We start from the raw sequence: 20,602 nt of genomic DNA on the forward strand, positions 1-20,602 counted from the left end.
TAGGAGAAGTGATGTCAATAAATTCCCAGCCGGCGGACGCCGACGTGGCACTGTTCGGCAACCGATTTGTCACCCAGGAGGTTCCGAGCCGGGAGTTCCCGGAGACCGGCATTCCTGCTGAGGACGCTTTGCGGCTGGTGTCGGAGGACCTGGCGCTGGAGGGTGATCCGGCCCGCAACCTGGCGACCTTCGTAACGACATGGATGGAGCCGCAGGCCCAGCAGATCATCGCAGCGAACCTGCACCGCAATTTCATCGACCACGCCGAATATCCCCGCACGGCCGAAATCGAGCAGCGCTGCATTCGGATGCTCGCAGACCTTTTCCACGCTCCCGGCGAGACGACGGGCGCCCGGACCCAGGGATCGTCCGAGGCGATCATGCTCGGCGGCCTGTCCCTGAAGTGGAACTGGCGCAAACGCCGCGAGGCCGCCGGCGCATCGACCTCGAGCCCTAACCTGGTGTTCGGCGGCGACGTGCATGTTGTGTGGGAGAAGTTCTGCCGCTACTTCGACGTCGAGCCGCGGATCGTGCCCCTGCAGCCGGGGAAGTACACGATCGGCCCGGAGGACGTGCAGGCCCATATCGATGAGAACACCATCGGCGTCGCAGCCGTGCTGGGCACGACGTTCACCGGGCACAAAGACGACATCGTCGGCATCAACGACCTGCTGGTCCGGCTCAAGGGTGAGCGGGGCCTTGATGTGCCGCTGCACGTGGACGGGGCCAGTGGGGGGTTTGTCTGGCCCTTCCTGTACCCGGACTCCGAGTGGGACTTCCGGCTCGAGCAGGTCCGCTCGATCAATGTCTCCGGGCACAAGTTCGGACTGGTCTATCCCGGCATCGGCTGGCTGATCTTCCGGGAGAAGGCCGACCTGGCCAAGGACCTTGTTTTTGAGGAGAACTACCTCGGCAAGACCGACTCGACGTTCACCCTGAACTTCTCCACCGGCTCGTCGATGGTTCTCGCCCAGTACTACAACTTCGTGCGCTATGGCCGCGCCGGCTACACCTACATCATGCAGAACATGCAGACCAACGCCCGCGCCCTCGCCGAGAAGTTGGAGGCCATGGGCCGGTTCGAGATCATCGGCCCCGACGAGGAGCAGCTTCCCCTGGTTGCGTTCCGGCTCGCCGGCGACCCCGGTTACGACGAGTTCGACATTGCCTGGCAGCTCTCGGCCGAACGCGGCTGGATGGTGCCGGCCTACACCCTGCCGCCGAACGCCCAGGACGTGACGATCATGCGTGCGCTTGTCAAGGAAACGATGAGCCGCGAGCACGTCGACACGCTCGCCCGGGATATCGAGGAGGCGTGCTCAACACTGGCAAAGAAGGGCGGAGCGCACGAATCCGAACGCAAGAAGATCGTCACCGGACCCGGGCATTGACCGGGTGGCGCCAACAATGAGCACGGTGGAGGAACGGCCGGTCATTTCTTCTCCCTGACTGCGGCCGCTGCCGTTTCGCGCTGGGTGGCGGCCCAGCTGGCGAGGACTTTCAGGGCGTCCTCGGAGGGTGTCCCGGGATCTGCCGTGTAGACGTTGATGCGCAGTCCTGGGTCCGCGGGCAGTTCCAGTGCTTCGAAGCTCAGGTCCAGGTCCCCCACGATCGGGTGGTGGAGCCGTTTGCGGCCGGTGCGGTGGTACTTCACGTCGTGCCTCGCCCACCGGGTGCGGAACTCCTCGCTGCGGGTCGAAAGCTCTCCGATCAGGTCCGTGAGGTCCCTGTCGTAGGGGTTTTTCCCGGCGGTGGACCTCAGGACCGCGACGATGTCGTCCGCGCTGCGTTCCCAATCGGCGAAGAACTCCCGCGCTTTCGGGTTCAGGAAGGTGAACCGTGCACTGTTCGGCGGAGTCACCTGCTCAGCCATCATGTCCAGGTAGAGCGCACGGCCGAGTTCGTTGGCGGCAAGGACATCCCCGCGGTCGTTGCGGACCCAGGCCGGCGCCGTCGTGATCGCATCAATGACGCGTTGCACGCTCGGCCGCACCGTCTGTGGGCTGCGCTTTCGCCGCACCCGGGGAGCGGCCGTGGCCGCGCGGGCCAGGTCAAAAAGGTGGGCCGTCTCGGCGTCGTCAAGCTTCAGTGCACGGCAGAGGGCTTCAAGGACGCTGTCCGAGGCGCCGGAGAGGTTTCCGCGCTCAAGGCGTATGTAGTAATCGATGCTCATCCCGGCGAGCATCGCGACTTCCTCGCGGCGCAGCCCGGTAACGCGGCGGTTTCCGCCGTAGACAGGGAGGCCGGCCTCCTCCGGCGTGATCCTGGCACGGCGGGAGGTCAGGAACTTCCGCACGTCGTCGCTGTGTGTCATGGCCCCCACGCTACCCGCGGCCAATGCGACGAGGGAGGCACTGGCATTACCCGGAACGACCGTGACTCCCCGCCATTGGGAAATCACGGTTCCATGGAAAACATGAATCCTGCACCCGCAACTACTGCCCACCCGGCGGCGATCCTGGCGATCATCCTCGCCAGCTACTTCATGATCCTGCTGGACAACTCGGTCATCTTCACGGCCCTGCCGAGCCTGCAGGCCGATCTCCAGCTGGGCACCGGGGAGCTTTCCTGGGTCCAGGACGCGTACACGCTGGTCTTCGGCGGCCTGCTGCTTCTCGGCGCCCGGGCCGGCGACCTCCTGGCCGAGGCCGCCCGCTGACCTGTCTACATCCGAAAAGGGGGTACTCACGTGCCCTCCCACAATCCCGCACACCTGAATACCGTGAAAGGCATGCACATGGAACTTACTCTCAATAACGGCGTCACGATGCCCGCCCTCGGACTGGGCGTCTTCCAAAGCGCGCCGGAGCAAACGACGGCGGCCGTCGAAGCGGCGCTGGCGGCCGGCTACCGGCACATCGACACTGCCGCGGCGTACGGCAACGAGCGGGAGGTCGGTGAGGGCATCCGCAACTCGGGCCTGGACCGTTCCGACGTGTTCATCGAGACCAAAGTCTGGGTCAGCGACTACGGCTACGACCAGACGTTGCACGCCTGGGAAAAGGCGACAGGCAAGCTCGGCGTCGACTACCTGGACCTGTTCATCCTGCATCAGCCCGCCCCCGACCGCTTCGAAAGAACCGTCGGCGCGTACAAGGCCCTGGAGACCCTGCTTGCTGACGGGCGCGTCCGGGCGATCGGTGTCAGCAACTTCATGCCGCACCACCTGGAGCTGCTGCTGGCGGCCACAGACGTCGTCCCGGCGGTGAACCAGATTGAGCTGCACCCGCACTTCGCCCAGCCGGCCGTCCAGGCAACGGACACCGAACACGGCATCCTTACCCAGGCGTGGTCACCGATCGGCGGCATCACTTTTTACCCCGGATGGGGCGAGAAGCGCAGGAACGTGATGGAAGACCCGACGATCGCCGGCATCGGACAAACACACGGAAAGAGCCCCGCCCAGGTCATGATCCGCTGGCACCTGCAGCAGGGCCGCTCAGCCATCCCGAAGTCGACCAACCCTGCACGCATCGCCGAGAACTTCGACGTCTTCGACTTCGAACTCGGCGCCGACGAACTCGCCGCCATCGACGCCCTCGACACCGGCGTTCGCAACGGACCGGACCCCGACGAGGCCCGCGAAGAGCGTTTCGCCATGGTCATCCCCGAAGCCTGAGACAGAGAGAAGCCACCCATGAAATATCGCCCCCTTGGCCGCACAGGCGTGCAGGTCAGTCCCCTATGCCTCGGCGCGATGATGTTCGGCCCCTGGGGCAACAACGACACCGCGGACTCCATTCGAATCATCCACCGCGCCCTCGACGCGGGCATTAACTTCATCGACACCGCCGATGTCTACTCCGGCGGGGCATCCGAGGAAATCGTCGGGCAGGCACTGGAGGGCCGGCGTGAGGACGTGTTCCTCGCCACGAAGTTCTTCATGCCCATGAGCGAAGACGATCCCAACCAGCGGGGTGGATCCCGCCGCTGGATCATGCGGGCGGTGCAAGACTCCCTACGCCGCTTGAACACCGACTACATCGACCTCTACCAGGTGCACCGGCCCAGCCCGGATACCGACGTCGAGGAGACTCTCGGCGCCCTCACTGATCTGGTCCGCCAGGGGAAGGTGCGGTACATCGGCTCCTCGTCGTATTCCGGGTCGCAGATCGTGGAAGCCCAGTGGGCATCCCGGGAACGCAACCTGGAGCGGTTTGTCACCGAGCAGCCGCCGTACTCGATCCTGGTCCGCGGCATCGAGGAGGACATCCTTCCCACGGTGCAACGCCACGGCATGGGAACCCTCACCTACAGCCCGCTCAGCGGCGGCTGGCTCTCCGGGCGCTGGCGTAAAAATGCAGCCTCCGCGCCCACCTCAACCGCGCGCCCGAACGCCCGGTTCGACATGACGAGCCCGGCCAACCAGAGCAAGCTCGACATCGTCGAAGAACTCGCCCGCCTCGCTGAACAAGCCGGGCTGACGCTCATCGAACTGGCCATCGGGTTCGTGATCAACCACCCCGCCGTCACGGCCGCCATCGTGGGACCGCGCACCATGGAACAGCTCGAGTCCTACCTGCCAGCCGCCGACATCACTCTGTCTGCCGACGTGCTGGACCGCATCGACCAGCTCGTCGCACCCGGCGTTACCGTCAACCCCGAGGACAACAGCTACGGAGCCCACGCACTCACGGCGCAGTCACGGCGTCGGACGACCCCGTGACCGCCGCGGCAGTAGAGGCCCTGCATGAAGCCCTGTGCGATGCGATGGTCGCCGGGGACCTGGCGGAGCTGGACAGCATCCTCGCCGACGACTTCACGCTGACGCACATGACCGGATATGTGCAGTCGAAGGCGGAATGGTTGGACGCCCTCGAATCCGGCCAGATGCAGTACCACCGGATGGAAACAGTCGAGGCCACCCTCAACGCGGAGGGGACCACTCCCGGTTTGACTGCCCGCACACTCTCCGACGCCACGATCTGGGGATCCCGGTCCACGTGGCGCCTGACGCTGCGTTCCTGGTTCGAGCCCCGCGGCGACGGCTGGGTCATAGCACGCACGGTCGCATCAACCTGGTAACTGCTGGACACCGCCAGCCCGTCCTACGGGCGGGTGCATCAGAAAACAAACATCGAGCAGATCGAGCTTCCACTGAAAGAAGGAACATTATGACTGACCAACCCAAGCAGGTCGGCGGAGGCCGGAACATGTTCGGAGACTTCGCCCCGAAGCTCGCCGGGCTCACCGACGACGTCCTCTTCGCGGACGTCTGGAACCGCCCGGAGCTTCCTGCCCGGGACCGCAGCCTTATCACCGTCGCCGTACTCACGGCCGGCGGCAACACCCAACAGCTCGGCTTCCACCTTGGCCGCGCCGTCGAGAACGCCGTCACCCGGGAAGAACTCATCGAAGCCATCACCCACGTCACGCTCTACGCAGGCTGGCCCAAGGGCATGGCCGCCATGGGCGTCGCCAAGCAACTCTTCACCGAGAGCAAGTAAGGATCACCATGAACATCGAACCTACTGTCCCCACGTCGAAGAACCCGCCGGCCCGGTTCGCCGGTGACGTCTGGCTCGATCCGATCGCGCTCCCGCACGAGCCGGATCAGACGATGGTGGTCGCGACCGTCCGATTCGCGCCCGGAGCCCGCACCGCCTGGCACTCCCACGAACACGGCCAGTACCTCCGCGTCACCCAGGGCGTGGGCCGCTTCGGCACCCGGGACGGCAAGATCATCGAGGTCCACCCCGGCCAGACGCTCTACACGCCGCCCGGCGAGGAGCACTGGCACTCGGCTGCCCCTGGCTGCTTCATGGAACATATCGCCATGCTCCAGAACGGCGAGGACCCCGCGGCGACCACCACCTGGGGCGAGCACATCACCGACGACGAGTACAACGGAAGCTGACCAGCCCGCAGGCCACTGGCGACGCACCCTGGATGACCACAGGCAACAGAAAGGGCGCCCCGCTGAGCCGGAGCGCCCGAAAACTCGCCGTTGCCCGCCGTTTAGAGCTGGTAATCAGCTGCCGTGGTGATGTTCTCGTGGACGCACAGAATATTGTGCTCGGAGTCCATGAACCAGGCGCACTTCTCTGAATCTGTTGTACAAATGTGGTTCTCGGTCTTGAGATCCGGGCGATCGTAGTCCTGGAACATGACGCCCTTGGCTTCCATTTCCTGGACGGTGCGTTCGATCTCGCTAACTTCGAAGCTCAGGGTGGTGTGCTCTGAGTGCTTTCCATCCTTGACTGGCATCAGCTGCAGCATTGGGCCGCCTTCTGAGCCGAACAATTCGCTTCCGTCATCTGCCACGCCACGGTGCGGGAGCCCCAAAGTGTCCGCGTAGAAATGCCGGGCACGCGCTGCATCATCAACTGGCAGGACTGTTGTGGCTTTATTGAGTACTAGGGTCATTTCGCCACCTCCTACGAGCAAGATTTTACGCCGGAGCGGGATGGAAAGAGCCCTCCAATTGCTCCCTGCACGGGCGAAGCCTGCCCCTGCCCCTCCCCGGTTGCACTATCACTTGGGGCGGCCATCTCGACCTTTTGGCGGCCACAAGCGATAGCGCTACGGGAGGTAAGGCGGGAGTGAGCGGGACGGGCTACTTCTCGACGAGGGTCAGGACGTCGTAGGTCGCCACGATTTCATCGTTCTGGTTGGTCAGAACGGCGTCCCAGGCCACCTCGCCGTATTCGTCCGTCTCGCGCGGGGTGATCTTCTTGGCCGTCAGAGTCACCCGGATGGAATCGCCCGCGGCCACCGGGGTGATGAACCGCAGGTTCTCCAGGCCGTAGTTCGCCAGCACGGGGCCCGGAGCGGGCTCCACGAACAGCCCGGCGCCCCAGGCCAGCAGCAGGTAGCCGTGCGCGACGATGCCCGGGAAGAACGGGTTCGCCTCGGCGGCCTCCTGGTTGGTGTGGGCATAGAAGGTGTCGCCGGTGGAGTTGGCGAACTTGGTGATCTCGTCCAGGGTCACTTCGCGCAGCTCCGAGCGGATGGCGTCGCCGATGTGCAGCGTGGCCAGGGATTTCCGGAACGGGTGCTGGCCCTCGGTCTCGAGCGTGAAGTTGCGGTCCGCGCCGGTGTGCCACACGCCGGTGACGGCGGTGAGCATGTTCGGCGAACCCTGGATGGCGGTGCGCTGCATGTGGTGCATGACCGAGCGGATGCCGCCGAGCTCTTCGCCGCCGCCGGCGCGGCCGGGACCGCCGTGGACCAGGTGCGGGACCGGGGAGCCGTGGCCGGTGGAGCTGCGGGCGTCCTCGCGGTTGAGCATGAGCACACGGCCGTGGTGGGCCGCGATGCCGGTGACCAGCTGCTGGGCCACGGCGGGATCGTTCGTGCAGACCGAGGCGACCAGCGAGCCGCCGCCGCGGGCGGCGAGGCGGACGGCGTCGGCCAGGTCCGTGTAGCCGATCACCGAGGACACCGGGCCGAAGGCCTCGAGCGAGTGGACCTCCTCGGCCTCCGGGTTGGCCCAGCTCAGCAGGACCGGGGACATGAAGGCGCCGCCGTCGACGACGCCGATGCTGCCGTCCGCGCTGGTGACCTTGGGCGCATCGAGCGTGCCGTAGGCGAGCTCCCCGCCGGCGTCGAGCATGGACTGGACCGCGGCGCGCACGTCGGCGAGCTGCTCGAGGGAGGCCAGGGCGCCCATGGTGACGCCCTCGGCGCGGGGGTCGCCGAGCACCACGCGTTCGCGGATGCGGTCCCCCACGGCTGCGGTGACGTCGGCAACGAGTTCCTGCGGCACAATCGCGCGGCGGATTGAGGTGCATTTCTGGCCGGCCTTGGCGGTCATCTCGGTGACGAGGGACTTGATGAAGGCGTCGAATTCAGGTGTGCCCTTGACGGCGTCCGGACCCAGGATCGCGGCGTTGAGCGAGTCGGTCTCGGAGGTGAAGCGGACCCCGCCCTTGACCACATTGGGGTGGGACTTGAGCGTGTTGGCGGTCGAGGCGGAGCCGGTGAAAGCCACGAGGTCGCGGTAGTCCAGGTGGTCCAGCAGGGTGCGGACGGAGCCGGAAATCAGCTGCAGCGAGCCGGTGGGCAGGATGCCGGATTCGTCGATCGCTTTGACCACGGCCGCGGCCACGTACCCGGTGGGGGTGGCGGGCTTGACGATGGTGGGGACGCCGGCGAGGAAGGCCGGCGCAAGCTTCTCCAGCATGCCCCAGACCGGGAAGTTGAAGGCGTTGATCTGCACGGCGACGCCGGGGATGCGGGTGTAGATGTGCTCGCCGGCGAACGAGCCGTCGCGGGACAGCACCTCCATGGGGCCATCCACCACCACCTGGGAGTTGGGCAGCTCCCGGCGGCCCTTGGACCCGAAGGTGAACAGGACGCCGATGCCGCCGTCGATGTCGATCATGGAGTCGATCTTGGTGGCGCCGGTCTGCGCCGAAAGCGCGTAGAACTCCTCGCGGCGGCCATTGAGGTACTGCGCCAGCTCCTTGAGCTTGAGCGCGCGCTGGTGGAAGGTCAGCGTGCCAAGTTCCGCCTGGCCGGTGGTGCGGCCATAATCCACGACGGCGGCGAGGTCAAGCCCCTCGGTGCTCACCTTCGCCAGGAGCTCGCCGGTGCTGGCGTCCAGTACCGGCGCCGCGCCGGCGGCGGAGGTGGCGTCGGGAGTCCACCAGGAACCCCGGATGAAACTGGGAACGATCTCGACAGTGTCTACTGTGGGTGCGGCTGTGGTGGTCATCGTTGACGGGTCCTTCCAACGGGGGAGCAAGATCAACACGGCCGGAACATTACTGACCGTCCGTTCGGTAATATGATCTACAGTACATGAATGAGGCCTGCCGCACACTAGCCGCGGCGGCACCGACCGTCCGGGCCCCGGCCGGGCGGCAACAAAGGAGACGCTATGACGCCCGAGACCGGCAGCACCGACTTGTGGAAGATCACCCTTGGGGAACTCGACGAGAAGATGGGCGTGAAGATCGTCGAGGAGTCCGTGGACCGCGTGGTGGCGACCATGCCGGTGGAGGGCAACCGGCAATCGTTCGGGCTCCTGCACGGCGGCGCCTCACTGGCCGTGGGCGAGGCCGTGGGATCCTGGGCCGCCGTCATCCACGCCAGCACCTTGGGCAAGACGGCGGTGGGCGTCGACGTCTCGGCCACGCACCACAAGTCGGCCCGCGAGGGGCTGATCACGATCACGGCAACCCCCATCCATCTGGGCGGCACCCTGACCACCCACGAGGTGCTGATCACTAACGAGGCCGGCCAGCGGATCTGCACGCTGCGGATCACCAACCTGCTGCTGGACCGCAAGGCCTGAGTACCGAGTTCGCAGCTCGCGGCCTGGGCCCCGCCCCTCGAGGTCGCCGGAACCGTGCGGGTTCGCCGTATCTTTCCGGCGACCCCGCAGCGTTCCGGCGAGCTGGGGCCTTAGCGGCTGAGCAGCCGGGCCTGAGCACCCGCCTACACCGGACTCCGCCGGCGATGTAGGGCCGATGGACCCGGAAGGCCCGCTGCCCCGGCTGTTAGCGTGGAAGTGCTGAGTCGCCCGGCACCGCTGGGTATCACCGGTCTCACCGGAAGGGATCCACCATGCTCTCAGACACCTCACTTCCCGTCATCCAGGCAACGCTTCCCGTGGTTGGCGAGCACATCGAGGAGATCGCCAAGCGCTTCTACAAACATATGTTCGAGGCGCAGCCGGATCTCCTGGACGGGCTGTTCAACCGGGGAAACCAGGCGGACGGCCGCCAGCAGCAGGCACTCGCCGGATCCATCGCGGCATTCGCTGGCATGCTCGTGGAGAAACCGGACCAGGTGCCGGACCATCTGCTCTCCCGGGTGGCCCACAAACACGTCTCGCTGGGACTGAGCCCGGACCAGTACCAGATTGTCCACGACCACCTCATGTGGGCGATCGTGGATGTTCTGGGGGATGCCGTCACGCCCGAGGTCGCCGCCGCCTGGGACGAGGTCTACTGGCTCATGGCGAACCTGCTCATCAACAAGGAGCGCGGGCTGTACAACGCAGTGCACCTCTCCCCCGAGACCATTTGGCGGACGTGGCGGGTGGTGCAGCGGATCCAGGAGACCGCCGACGTCGTCTCGTTCGTCGTCGAACGGACCGATGAGCGGGACGTCAAACCGTCCCTGCCCGGGCAGTACGTGACTCTTAAGATGACCATGCCCGACGGCGTACAGCAGCCCCGGCAATACAGCCTGACCAAGGCCGACGACGGGCAGCACCGGCAGTTCGCCGTCAAGAGGGTCCACGGACTTCCGACTCCCGACGGCGAGATGTCCACGCTGCTCCACAACGACGTCCAGGTAGGCGACGAGGTGGTGCTCTCAGCACCTTTCGGCGACGTAGTGCTGGAGTACACGGACCGACCCCTGGTCATGGCCAGCGCCGGAATCGGCATCACGCCCATGGCCGGAATGCTCTCCCACCTCGTGCAGTCCGGGTCGCGACGCCAGGTGATGCTCCTGCATGCCGATGACAGCGAGGCAACCTTCCCGCTCCGCGCGCAGGTCACGGAGGATCTCGCGAAACTCGCGGACGGGACCCTGAAGACGTGGTTCCTGACTCCCGCGGAGGCAGCGGAGACCGGCGGGACGGGCGAGGCGTCCGGGGCCGTGTTCAGCGGTTTCATGGACGTCAGCGACGTCGAACTCCCCGACGACGCCGAGTACTACCTCTGCGGTCCCCTGCCGTTCCTGAAGTCGGTCCGGAGCGCCTTGATTGCCGGCGGCGTCCCTGCCAAGGACATTCAATACGAGGTTTTCGGCCCGGATCTCTGGCTGGCAGACTTTCAGTAACCGCGGCGGGCTGTTCTGTCCCGACCGCGCGGATTCGCCCAAAACTCGCGGGGTCGCCGTAGCCGTACGGCGACCCCGCAGGTTTCCGGCGAGCCCGGGCTTGGAGCCCCTGCTACCGCACCGCCCGGCGCCGGCCGAACGCCACGAAGGCCGCGCCGAGCAGCAGGGCCCCGGCACCGAGACCGGCGACGGGCAGAAGCCCGCCGGCGCCCGTGCTCGCCAACTGGTCTGCGGTGCCCGGCGTGTTGCCAGGTGCTGTGTTGTCCGGCGCTGTGCCGCCCACGCTGACGGTTGTGTCCGACGGCGGGGCGGAAGCCTGCACCGGTTTGGCCGGTACGGCGGGAGCCCCGGCGGGGTTGGCCGGCTGCTGCGGGACTGCCGGCTGGCGGGGCGTTGCCGGCGTCCCTCCTCCCGGTTTCCCGGATCCCGGCGTGCCGGCCGGGGTGCCCTCGGAAGCAGGCGCGGCATCGACAACGAATGCTACGGCTCCCGGCAGCGATGTAACCCCGTCAATGGCTTGCGTCACGGTCAAAGTGTGCGCTCCGGCGGCAAGTTCCGCGGGGAACGGGACACTCCACCGGGCACTGCCGCCCGAGGTCTGCGTGATCCCGGGCTCAAGCGCAGCCTGCGCCGCTGTGGAGCCGGGACCGGCCTGCACGGAGTCAACAGCAACCCCGTCCACCGCCACGGCCACGTCGGCACCATCAATCGCCATGCCGGAGATGGTCGCTGGGAGGGCGTCCTGGCGCAGGTGTTTGCCGTCCCTGAGGTTCGACACCGCCGGCGCCGGCGGAATGACGGAGTAGGTGCGGGTCACCGCGGGGCTGTCCACTTCTCCGGGGGCCGTGAGCACGGCCGTGACCGAAATTATTCCGAAGACCGGCTGATCGGCCACGTTGATGCTCCAGCGGCCGTCTGCGTCGACGAGCCCGGTCCCGGTGAGGTCGCCGGAGAGCCGCACCGTGCCACCGGCTTCTCCGGTGCCCTTAATGGTTTCGATGGCGGTGAGTCCGGGGCCGTCCGGCTGGCCGTCCACTGGTGAGGTGATGGCCGGGGCCGCGAGGCTGGAGACGTCGACGGACAAGGCGACTGCGCCGGAGCCGCTGAAGCCGTTCACGGTTTCAGCCGAGAACTTGAAGGGCCCGGCCGACGACGGTGCGGGGAACTGCCAGTTTCCCGACGCGTCGACCGGCACTTCCAAGGGCTGGACGTCCTTCTGGCCGGGGGTCTTGCCTGGCGTCTGGCCCGGTTTCTGGTTCAGGACGGTGATGCGGACCTTGGAATTCGGAGCCACCACAGAGGCCGGACCGGCATCGATGTGCCCGGTAATCGGCTCACCGGCTGTGACAGTTGCGTTGGAGGCCGCCGCGAGCGTTGGCTTGGCCAGGAACAGTTGCAGCTGGACACCGCCGGGGACCTGGCCCATGGCGTCCTCGAGAGTGGTCGCGATGGCCCGTGTCTGGACGCCCTCGTCGGTACTTTCCGCCCCTGTGTGCAGCCCGACAGCGAAGTTCCCGCTGATCCACGGCCCGCCTGAGTCCCCGCCGCCGGAGGTGACGGACGTCGAGTCGAAGCCCCGGACCGCCCGGAGATCGTTGTCATAGTCCGGCGGCAGTGAATTTGGCCCAGGGATGGCCCAGATGCCGACCGAGTCCACTGCGCCGCACCTCCACCCGGTGGTCCGGCCGGAACGGCACACGGGCTGGCCTTGGAATGGCGCCACAGTTCCCACGATCTTCACGGACGTCGGCCCCGGATCGGCCGGATTGTCCCATCGGGTGACGGCGGGCTGGAGGTCCAGGCCACTCCTGACGCCCTGGAGGACGGTGATGTCCGTGCCGACGTTGGTGCCGTCCGACGCAACCTTGGAATTGCCGGAGCCGCCGAACTGGCTGAACCCGAATGTGCCCAGGATCCCGGCGGCCGGGCCCGAACCGGCGCCCCCGGCCGCTGGCGCACCCGCCGGATTTTCGATCTCGGCCTGTTTCGCGGCGCCGTCACCGGCGCAGTGCCCGGCGGTCAGGACCAGAGGCTCGCCCGCGGGGCTGAAGGCCCCGAACCCGGCCGAACAGAGCGTGCGTCCGTCAACGATGTAGCCCTGGCCGCCAAAGAAGTCCTCTTCGGTGGTGACCCGCGATCCTTGTTCCAGCGTCACGTTGGCGTAGCGGGCCACGAACTCGGCCGCGGACATCTTCGTGCCCGGCTCTCCCGCCGGCTGCAGATTCAATCCGGCGGCGGGAACGGCGCCGGAGGCGGGAACGGACTGCGCCGTGTTGGTGCCGCCGGCGCGGATGACGAAGTGGCCGTCGGTGTAGGTGACGGCCTGCAGCCCGGCGGTCCCGACCTCGCGGACGTAGGCCTCGAACAGTTGCTGAGTGCTGGAGGCCAGCAGCTCCGCGGCCGAGGGGACAACCGCGGCGGCCGCAGGGGCGGCAAGCACGAAGTCGGCCGGACCGGGCTGGTTCAGTTCGGCCACGCGGGCACGGAGCTCGGGGCCGCTGCCTTCAACCGCGATCTTGCCGCCGGAGAGGCTGATCCCCACATAGCCCGGGAGCGCCCGCAGGGAGGGCGCGGCGTCGGCGGCTCGCCGGGCAAGGGCACCGGCGGCGTCGAATTCCGCAAGGGTCATGCCCAGATCCCGCCGCACGGCCTCGGCGAGCCCGGCATCGCTGATCGGTGTCGCCGACGGCACCGCAGAAGAACCGGCCAAAGGCGCGTCAGACGTCGCCGGCACCGGGACCGCCGTCGAGGCAGGGCTCGCCGTCGAGACCGTCGCCGGGTCCGCAGGGGCTGGGGCCGGGGCGTTGGCTTCGGCCATTGCCGGGACTGCGGTCAACGCAAAGGCAGGCAGGGTACCGGCAAGCGCAATCGCGAGGGCAGCGGCGGCCCGCCCCAGCGGTTGGAACTTCGGAGTCTTCACTGGCCTACCCTAACTGCGCGCACCCTATCTGCCGAGCTTTCCCAGGATGGCCGCGAGTTCCTCGGACGTCACTCCGTGGCGGACCAGGTAGTCCGCTGTGTTGAGGGACCGGACAAAGTGCAGCAGGCTCTTGCCCCGGGATTCCAGCAGGGGCACCAGCACGTTCTCGGACAGGAAACGCTCGTGGGGATGCGGTACGGCAGCGTGCCGGAGGTGCTCGTTGATGCCCCGCATGGAGCGCTGGTAGCCGTGCACAATGGCCTCGTCGCTGTCGCCGGCGAGGTCCTGGAGCATGGCGGCGATCATGCCGCTCCGGTCCCGCCCGGCGGAGCAATGGATAACCACGCCGGCCTCCGCGGCGGCCACCGCTTTGAAGACACGGGCCAGCAGGTGCGGGAACAGCCTGGCGTTGTCGGCATAACAGGCGGGGTCGTTCAGGTAAGGCACGCAGAGCTCGCGGAATTCGCGGTTATCCGGGTCTTCGGTGGGGGCCAGCACGACGTCGAAGCCGGCCAGGGCCGCCGCCTGCACCGGCGGATCGTTCTCCCGGCGCCGGATTTCGGCTTCGTTGCGGAGGTCGATGACGGTCCGGATGCCCCGGCGGTGCACCTGCCGCCAGCCGGCCTCGGTGAGCCACTCCCGGCGTCCCATGCGGAACACATCCCCGGCCACGTGCCACGCGTTGACGGCCCCATCCCACTCCATCGTTCCGGGCACCGCCTGCCCCTTGGCTTGGCCCAGGGGCGCTGCAGGAATCGTCATCCAGACAGCTAAGCACACGCACCGGCGCGATCCGCGGCAGGATTCACAAACGTTATACACAGTGGGACCATTGGCAGAGTCTGGGGTTCACGCCTCCGCAAAGGGGGGCGTGAACCCAGTGGCCGCCGGGCTACTGTTCAACGGCACGCGCGCGGAAACCAGCGTGCCACTGAGGGGAAACACCATGGGAACTCTGAAACTTCGACGCCGGCGAACGGCCCTGGCGGCCGGTCTCGCCTCCTTGGCCATGGCGGCCGGTGTGGCGGCGGTGCCGGCGCAGGCTGTGGACAAGACCAGGTACGTTGCACTTGGAGACTCCTACGCCGCCGGGCTGGGGGCTGGGCCGTACTTGGATGATTGCTACCGCAGCGAGAACAGCTATTCCGAACTCGCTACCCACACGAAAACCATCAAGCTGGTCGCCAACGCCGCCTGCAGCGGCAAGACGACCCAGGACGTCGTCGACACCCAGCTCAAGCGGCTGAACAGGACCACCGGGCTCGTCACCATCACTGCTGGCGGCAACAATCTCCGGTTTGCGGAAATCCTCGCCTCCTGCGGCGCTGCCATCGTCAATCCCGCCGCGGACCCACTGTGCGAAGCCGCCAGCGCCTACGCGGAGGACGAGATCTCCAGCCACAAACTGGCCGGCGACGTGACCGCGATGATCCAGCGCGTGAAGGCTGCCGCGCCCAACGCCAACGTTGTGGTGACGGGCTACCCCTACCTCTACGATCCGGTCGCCCCCGGCCAGACTGATTCGATGTCCCGGTTCATCTACAAGGCCACGCACTTGGCTGACGGCCTGAACGGCTCCATCGCCGCCGCTGCCCGGGCCACCGGCGCGGAGTACGTCGATGTCCGGGCCGCCTTCGCCGGTCACGGCGTCAACTCTGCGGCCCCGTGGATCAATCTCCACCGTTGGGCCCCGGCCAGTCCGGAAAACTTCCACCCGAACGCCAAGGGCTACGAGGCGTACTTCGCATCCCTTAGTGAGGCCAAGGCCTACTCGGCACCCTAGCGCCGCTTGGCCAGCCTGGATTCAAGGGCGTTCCGGACCATCGGCCACTCGTGTTCCAGGATGGAATACACGACCGTGTCGCGCAGCGCCCCGTCAGTGCTGCGCGTGTGGCTGCGGAGCACGCCGTCCTGTTTGGCCCCCAGCCGGGCGATTGCCTCGCGGGACTGGTGGTTGAGCCAGTGCGTCCGGAACTCGACGGCGGGGCAGCCCAGCGTCTCGAAGGCGTGCCGCAGCAGCAGCAACTTGGAGTCCGGGTTGCTGCCGCTGCCATGTGCGGACGCCGCGTTCCAGGTCGAGCCGATCTCCACCCGCGGCGTGGCGCCGTCGATGTTCATGTAGGTGGTCATGCCGATCACCCGGCCCGGCCCGCCCGTGGCGGGATCGAGCAGCCGCGTGGTGAAGGGGAGCATGGCGCCGCTGTCCTGCAGGGCCAGGCGCCGCTCAATCTCGGCGGCCATCTGCTGCGGGGCGGGCACGCTGGTATACCAGAGGTGCCACAGCTCGCCGTCGCGGGCCGCCTCGACGAGGCCGTCATGGTGGTCCTGGCTCAGCGGCTCAAGGACGACGTATTTGCCGGTCAGGGTGATGGGGGCGATCACGGGGCGGTCCAGGGAGGTCACCGCACCATCCTAGGGGCACGAACGAACGCCGGTCACTTGGTCCAGTCGAAGAAGCCCTTGCCGGACTTGCGTCCCAGTTCGCCGCGGGCAACCTTGTCGCGGAGGATCTGCGGCGGAGCGAAACGCTCGCCCAGCGTGGACTGCAGGTACTCCGCGATGCCGAGGCGCACGTCCAGGCCCACAATGTCGGTGGTCCGCAGCGGGCCCGTGGGGTGCTTGTAGCCCAGGACCATGGCGTTGTCGATGTCTTCGGCGGTGGCCACGCCCTCTTCCACCATGCGCATCGCTTCGAGGGCGATCGCGACGCCCAGCCGGGAGGAGGCGAAGCCAGGTGCGTCGTTGACCACGACGGCGGTCTTGCCGAGCGCTTCGACCCAGCCTCGGGCGGCCTGGGCCAGGGCGTCGGAAGTGTGCTCGCCGAGAACCACCTCGATGAGCGTCGACGCCGGCACCGGGTTGAAGAAGTGCAGGCCCAGGAAGTTCTGCGGCCGCTTCAGTTCACGGGCCAGCCCGTTGACGGACAGCGACGACGTGTTGGAGGCAAGGTAGGCACTGTCGGCGAGCCGTTCCTCGATGCCGCGCAGAGCCGTGACCTTCAGGTCCCAGTCCTCCGGAACGGCCTCGACCACCAACTGCCGGCCGGCGAAGTCGTCATAGTCCACCGTGACCGCGAGCCGGGAAACGATCTCGTCCAGGTTGCCGTCCACGGCGCCGCGCTCGATGCTCTTGGCGGCGGCGGACTCAACCCGCTCCCGGGCTGCCTCGGCCGACGCCTCATCGCGCTCGACCACCACCACGTTGGCTCCGTTGATCAGGAAGGCGTGGGCGATGCCGGCGCCCATGCGGCCGCCGCCGAGAACCCCGACGAAGTGGGGAAAATTGTTATCGGGGAGTACGGAGTTGCCCATGTTTATTTCTGCTTCCCTGATTCTTTGGCTGATTTCTTATCCAGAAAAGCCTGCATACGGTCGAACTTGGCCTGGGACTCGAAGAGGATCCCCTGTGCCAGCTGGTCAATGAGGGGATGCGCCTCGGCCGGGGCGTGGAACACGGATTTGGTAATCCGGACGGCCAGCGGATCCTGGGTGGCGATCCGGTCGGCGAGGACGTGGGCCGCGGCCATCAGCCCGGCAGGTTCATGGATTTCGGTGATGAGATTGACGGCGAGGGCACGTTCTGCGCGCAGCACGGAACCGGCGAGCAGCATTTCCTTGGCGACGGGCTCCCCCACGAGTTCCTTGAGGCGCCAGCTGGCACCGGCGGCGGCCAGGATGCCGAGTCCGGTTTCGGGATTGCCGATCCGGACGGACGGTGTGCCGATCCGGAAGTCCGCGGCGTACGCCAGCTCGGCGCCGCCGCCGAGGCAGAAGCCATCCAGGGCCGCGATGACGGGCATCGGCAGCTTGGCGATCCGGACGAAAATGGTGGAATTGATGCCCTGCAGGGCATCGTCGCGGCGCCGCTCGCGCAGCTGGCCGATGTCGGCACCGGAGGCGAAAACCCCCTTGGTGCCGGCGATGATGAGGGTCTTGGGGCGCCGCTCGAGATGGGCGCAGACGGTGTGGAGTTCGTCGACCATCTGCTGGTCGATCGCGTTGCGGACCTCCGGTCGGTTGAGCACCACCACCACACGGTCCTCGCGCTCTTCGACCAGGAGCGTGCTGAAGGTAGCGGTCTCGAGCGCCGCTGCCTTGGCCGCCACTAGACGCGCTCCAGCAGCATTGCCGTGCCCTGGCCGACGCCGATGCACATGGTGGCGAGGCCGATCTTCGCGTTTTCGCGTTCCATCCGGCCCAGCAGCGTGATGGCGATCCGGGAACCGGACGACCCCAGCGGGTGGCCCAGGGAAATCGCGCCGCCGTCGCGGTTCACGATCTCCGGGTCCAGGCCAAGCCGGCGCATGCTGGCCAGGGACTGGGTCGCGAACGCCTCGTTGAGTTCGACGGCGCCGAGGTCCTCGACGCTGAACCCGGAACGGGCGAGCACCTTCTGGGTGGCCGGGACCGGGCCGATGCCCATGATTTCGGGCTCGCAGCCGGCGGAGGCGCCGTCGATGATGCGGGCGCGGGCCGTGAGGCCAAGCTTCTGGATCGCGGCCTCCGAGGCAACGATGATGGCGGACGCGCCGTCGTTGAGGGTGGAGGAGTTGCCCGCGGTGACGATCGAGCCGCCCTTGACTACCGGCCGGAGCCCGGCAAGGACGTCCATGGTGGTGCCGGCGCGGGGACCCTCATCGGTGTCCACCACGGTCTCGCCCTTGCGGGTCTTGACGGTCACGGGGACGATTTCCTCGGCGAAGCGGCCGGCGGCGATGGCGGCCAGGGCGCGTTCGTGGGAGCGGACGGCGAAGGCGTCGGCGTCCTCCCGCGAGATGCCGTCAACCCGCCCCACCTCTTCCGCCGTCTCCGGCATGGAGTAGGTCATCTTGCCGTCCCGGGACAGCTCGCCCTTGGTGAACTGGGGGTTGACGAAACGCCAGCCGATGGAAGTGTCAAAGATTTCGCCCGGTTTGGCGAAGGCGGTCCGGGGTTTTTCCTGGACCCAGGGAGCGCGGCTCATGGATTCGACGCCGCCGGCGATCACGATGTCCGCGGCGCCGGACTTGATCATATGGCTGGCCATGATGATGGCGCTGAGCCCGGAGGCGCAGAGCCGGTTCACGGTGATGCCGGAGATGTGGAGGGGCAGCCCGGCAAGGAGGGTGGCCATGCGGGCCACGTTGCGGTTCTCTTCGCCGGCCCCGTTGGCGTTGCCGAGGATGACCTCCTCGATGGTGTCCGGATCGACGCCGGCGCGGGCCACAGCCTCGCGGACCACCAGTGCGGCCAGGTCATCGGGGCGGACCGCGGAGAGGGCGCCGCCGTACCGGCCCACCGGGGTGCGGGCGCCGCCAACAAGAAAAGCCTCGACCATGAGAACATCCTTCACCAAGAAAGCGGGGCCGGCAGCAGAGTAATTTACCGACCGTTCGTTCTATAAAGATTACACGGCGGTGCAAGGGGGTCAACCGGATGCCGCCGGATTACGCGACGACGACGCCCAGATGGGCCGCGAGCAACGGAGCGAGCAGGGTGAGCTGGTAATCGTCGACGACGAGGCCGGCCAGGCTGCCCAGGCCGCTGACTGTGCGGAAGTCGGTGCCGCGGAGGTCGAAGTCCTTGAGCCTGGCTCCGGTGAAATCAAGAGTGCCGATAGTGCAGTTCTTCAAGGCGACCCGGGTGGCGGTGCAGGAGCCCAGATCCAGCTCGCTGATGATGCAGTCGCTGATCTGCACGTCCGTGAGCTTGGATCCGCGAAGGTTCACGTAGTCGAGTTTGCCGCCGTCGATCCGCACGGACTGCCAGCCACTTTCATAGAGCTCCGCCGATCCCCAGCGGGGGTTGCCGATCTCGACATCCCGCAGGCTGGTCCGGGCCGCCATCAGCACCGGGGCGTAAGCCTCGGTCAGGATGCAGTCACGAAAAGTCGCACCCCGCAACTGCGTCTCATTGAACGACACCCCGTTGAATTCGCACTCGGCAAAGTCCGTACCGCCCAGGTCCAGACCGTCTGCCGACGCGCGGCTGTACCGGACGCCGTCGTTCCGAACACCTCGCCGGAATTCCGGGGCAGGGTCATCCCGCAGATCCCCGGTCCGGACCGGCGCGAGCCGGGGGGCGGTGACCTTCGGGGTTTTGTCCGCCGCAGTCCGCCGGACCATCACAGGGACTCGGCCTTGGCCGCGATGTCCGCCAGGTCTTTTGCCAGGGCCTTGCGGGTGATGCGCATCCCGAGCGGACCGAACACGGTGAGCATGATCCTGCTGAACCGGGTCGGTTTGATGACTTCGGCGCCGAAGGTCAGCGTGAGGTCGGTTCCGCCGCCGCGCTCCGCCAGGGCGAACCTGGTGGTGTAGTCGGCGCCGCCCTGGAGGGCCTTCACCGTGGTGCTGCCGCCCCGGCCGTTCGACGGCGCCTCGGACTGGGACACCCACATCTCCACCGTTTCCGAGCGCCCCATCATGGTGCGGGTTTCCTTCCAGCGGGTGCCCACGGCATAGGGTCCGTCGGTGAGCATCTGGATCGAATCGACGCCGGACAGGGTTGCGGCAGATCCGGGAATGTCCGACACCACCGCCCAGACCGAGTCCGCCGGAGCCTTGATGTGCTGCGTGAGAGTGGTCTTGTGGTCCATGACCTCGAGCCTAGCCCGCGGACCCGGGGAAATTCACCCTTTCACAAACCACCCCGCAACTGCCGCAGACAACGCTCCGCAGGATTACCCCGCGAAACCCCTTGAATTAGTAAGCATGCTTTGTGTTAGGCTGATCGGACAGTATTTTCAACCGGAACGAAAGGTGGCCTACACCATGGGTGTCGGAGACAAGATTCAGAACGAAGCAGAGCACCTCGGCGGCAAGGCCAAGGAAGCTGCTGGCAACGCCACTGACAACGACCAGCTTCGAGCCGAGGGCCAGCGGGACCAGGTTGTAGCCGACGCGAAGAAGGTCGGCGAAAACGTCAAGGACGCCTTCAAGAAGGACTAGTCCTTAGGGCGATC

The 20,602-nt window shown here is 67.0% G+C and carries 22 protein-coding genes; 11 read left to right on the top strand and 11 right to left on the bottom strand.

Annotated elements, in window-relative coordinates:
- The first annotated feature begins 11 nt into the window (after positions 1–11).
- Positions 12–1,391 carry a glutamate decarboxylase gene (gene gad / locus AC1DXI_RS08980; RefSeq protein ID WP_476938290.1) on the top strand — a complete coding sequence of 460 codons (1,380 nt, stop codon included), beginning with the start codon at positions 12–14 and terminating at the stop codon, positions 1,389–1,391.
- 41 nt (positions 1,392–1,432) lie between these two features.
- On the opposite strand, the gene AC1DXI_RS08985 is transcribed toward gad, so the two are convergent.
- On the bottom strand, positions 1,433–2,314 hold the full coding sequence (locus tag AC1DXI_RS08985; protein WP_476859300.1) for a helix-turn-helix transcriptional regulator: 882 nt from the start codon (positions 2,312–2,314) through the stop codon (positions 1,433–1,435).
- Positions 2,315–2,416: 102 nt separating this feature from the next.
- On the opposite strand from AC1DXI_RS08985, the gene AC1DXI_RS08990 reads away from it, so the two are divergent.
- From AC1DXI_RS08990 to AC1DXI_RS09015, 6 genes are all read left to right on the top strand, one after another.
- Positions 2,417–2,659, top strand: a complete 243-nt coding sequence (locus tag AC1DXI_RS08990; RefSeq protein ID WP_476938291.1) for a hypothetical protein — start codon at positions 2,417–2,419, stop codon at positions 2,657–2,659.
- Between the two features lie 78 nt (positions 2,660–2,737).
- Positions 2,738–3,619 (top strand): aldo/keto reductase, encoded by an 882-nt coding sequence (locus AC1DXI_RS08995; protein WP_476938292.1) that lies wholly within the window; start codon positions 2,738–2,740, stop codon positions 3,617–3,619.
- An 18-nt stretch (positions 3,620–3,637) separates the two neighbouring features.
- Entirely contained in the window at positions 3,638–4,666 is a 1,029-nt protein-coding gene (locus AC1DXI_RS09000; RefSeq protein ID WP_476938293.1) for an aldo/keto reductase, read from the top strand.
- Positions 4,663–5,025 carry a nuclear transport factor 2 family protein gene (locus AC1DXI_RS09005; protein ID WP_476938294.1) on the top strand — a complete coding sequence of 121 codons (363 nt, stop codon included), beginning with the start codon at positions 4,663–4,665 and terminating at the stop codon, positions 5,023–5,025. Before AC1DXI_RS09000 ends, AC1DXI_RS09005 begins: the two co-directional genes overlap by 4 nt.
- A gap of 89 nt (positions 5,026–5,114) precedes the next feature.
- Positions 5,115–5,447 (top strand): carboxymuconolactone decarboxylase family protein, encoded by a 333-nt coding sequence (locus AC1DXI_RS09010; RefSeq protein WP_476938295.1) that lies wholly within the window; start codon positions 5,115–5,117, stop codon positions 5,445–5,447.
- An 8-nt stretch (positions 5,448–5,455) separates the two neighbouring features.
- Complete coding sequence (locus AC1DXI_RS09015; RefSeq protein WP_476938296.1) at positions 5,456–5,857, top strand: (R)-mandelonitrile lyase; 402 nt, start codon at positions 5,456–5,458, stop codon at positions 5,855–5,857.
- Between the two features lie 101 nt (positions 5,858–5,958).
- Here the strand turns inward: AC1DXI_RS09015 and AC1DXI_RS09020 are convergent, their stop codons facing one another.
- Entirely contained in the window at positions 5,959–6,366 is a 408-nt protein-coding gene (locus tag AC1DXI_RS09020) for a VOC family protein (protein ID WP_079554881.1), read from the bottom strand.
- Positions 6,367–6,556: 190 nt separating this feature from the next.
- Complete coding sequence (paaZ, locus tag AC1DXI_RS09025) at positions 6,557–8,659, bottom strand: phenylacetic acid degradation bifunctional protein PaaZ (RefSeq protein ID WP_476938297.1); 2,103 nt, start codon at positions 8,657–8,659, stop codon at positions 6,557–6,559.
- A gap of 165 nt (positions 8,660–8,824) precedes the next feature.
- Between paaZ and AC1DXI_RS09030 the strand changes: the two genes are divergently transcribed.
- Together AC1DXI_RS09030 and AC1DXI_RS09035 are read left to right on the top strand one after the other, a co-directional pair.
- Complete coding sequence (locus AC1DXI_RS09030; RefSeq protein WP_026537422.1) at positions 8,825–9,241, top strand: PaaI family thioesterase; 417 nt, start codon at positions 8,825–8,827, stop codon at positions 9,239–9,241.
- Positions 9,242–9,513: 272 nt separating this feature from the next.
- A complete protein-coding gene (locus AC1DXI_RS09035; RefSeq protein ID WP_476938298.1) occupies positions 9,514–10,740 on the top strand; it encodes a globin domain-containing protein in 1,227 nt (408 codons plus the stop codon).
- Positions 10,741–10,852: 112 nt separating this feature from the next.
- On the opposite strand, the gene AC1DXI_RS09040 is transcribed toward AC1DXI_RS09035, so the two are convergent.
- Positions 10,853–13,660, bottom strand: coding sequence for a S1 family peptidase (locus AC1DXI_RS09040; protein WP_476938299.1), 2,808 nt, complete (start codon positions 13,658–13,660; stop codon positions 10,853–10,855).
- 24 nt (positions 13,661–13,684) lie between these two features.
- Complete coding sequence (locus tag AC1DXI_RS09045; protein ID WP_476938333.1) at positions 13,685–14,365, bottom strand: tyrosine-protein phosphatase; 681 nt, start codon at positions 14,363–14,365, stop codon at positions 13,685–13,687.
- Between the two features lie 241 nt (positions 14,366–14,606).
- Between AC1DXI_RS09045 and AC1DXI_RS09050 the strand changes: the two genes are divergently transcribed.
- Positions 14,607–15,443 carry an SGNH/GDSL hydrolase family protein gene (locus tag AC1DXI_RS09050; RefSeq protein ID WP_476938300.1) on the top strand — a complete coding sequence of 279 codons (837 nt, stop codon included), beginning with the start codon at positions 14,607–14,609 and terminating at the stop codon, positions 15,441–15,443.
- Here AC1DXI_RS09050 and AC1DXI_RS09055 read toward each other — a convergent pair.
- From AC1DXI_RS09055 to AC1DXI_RS09080, 6 genes are all read right to left on the bottom strand, one after another.
- Positions 15,440–16,063 carry a GNAT family N-acetyltransferase gene (locus tag AC1DXI_RS09055; RefSeq protein WP_476938301.1) on the bottom strand — a complete coding sequence of 208 codons (624 nt, stop codon included), beginning with the start codon at positions 16,061–16,063 and terminating at the stop codon, positions 15,440–15,442. The two genes, AC1DXI_RS09050 and AC1DXI_RS09055, sit on opposite strands and share 4 nt — an antisense overlap.
- A gap of 32 nt (positions 16,064–16,095) precedes the next feature.
- Positions 16,096–16,971, bottom strand: a complete 876-nt coding sequence (locus tag AC1DXI_RS09060) for a 3-hydroxyacyl-CoA dehydrogenase family protein (RefSeq protein WP_476938302.1) — start codon at positions 16,969–16,971, stop codon at positions 16,096–16,098.
- A gap of 2 nt (positions 16,972–16,973) precedes the next feature.
- The gene (locus tag AC1DXI_RS09065; protein ID WP_476938303.1) at positions 16,974–17,765 is read right to left on the bottom strand and encodes an enoyl-CoA hydratase/isomerase family protein; all 792 of its coding nucleotides are present in this window, start codon (positions 17,763–17,765) and stop codon (positions 16,974–16,976) included.
- On the bottom strand, positions 17,765–18,976 hold the full coding sequence (locus AC1DXI_RS09070; RefSeq protein WP_476938304.1) for a thiolase family protein: 1,212 nt from the start codon (positions 18,974–18,976) through the stop codon (positions 17,765–17,767). The genes AC1DXI_RS09065 and AC1DXI_RS09070 overlap by 1 nt, the downstream gene beginning before the upstream one ends.
- A gap of 109 nt (positions 18,977–19,085) precedes the next feature.
- Positions 19,086–19,763 (bottom strand): pentapeptide repeat-containing protein, encoded by a 678-nt coding sequence (locus AC1DXI_RS09075; protein ID WP_476938305.1) that lies wholly within the window; start codon positions 19,761–19,763, stop codon positions 19,086–19,088.
- Positions 19,763–20,236, bottom strand: a complete 474-nt coding sequence (locus AC1DXI_RS09080; protein ID WP_476938306.1) for an SRPBCC family protein — start codon at positions 20,234–20,236, stop codon at positions 19,763–19,765. The genes AC1DXI_RS09075 and AC1DXI_RS09080 overlap by 1 nt, the downstream gene beginning before the upstream one ends.
- A 175-nt stretch (positions 20,237–20,411) precedes the next feature.
- Between AC1DXI_RS09080 and AC1DXI_RS09085 the strand changes: the two genes are divergently transcribed.
- A complete protein-coding gene (locus tag AC1DXI_RS09085; protein ID WP_043422699.1) occupies positions 20,412–20,588 on the top strand; it encodes a CsbD family protein in 177 nt (58 codons plus the stop codon).
- Positions 20,589–20,602: the final 14 nt, after the last annotated feature.

This window comes from Arthrobacter sp. P1_H7 (genome assembly GCF_056405215.1).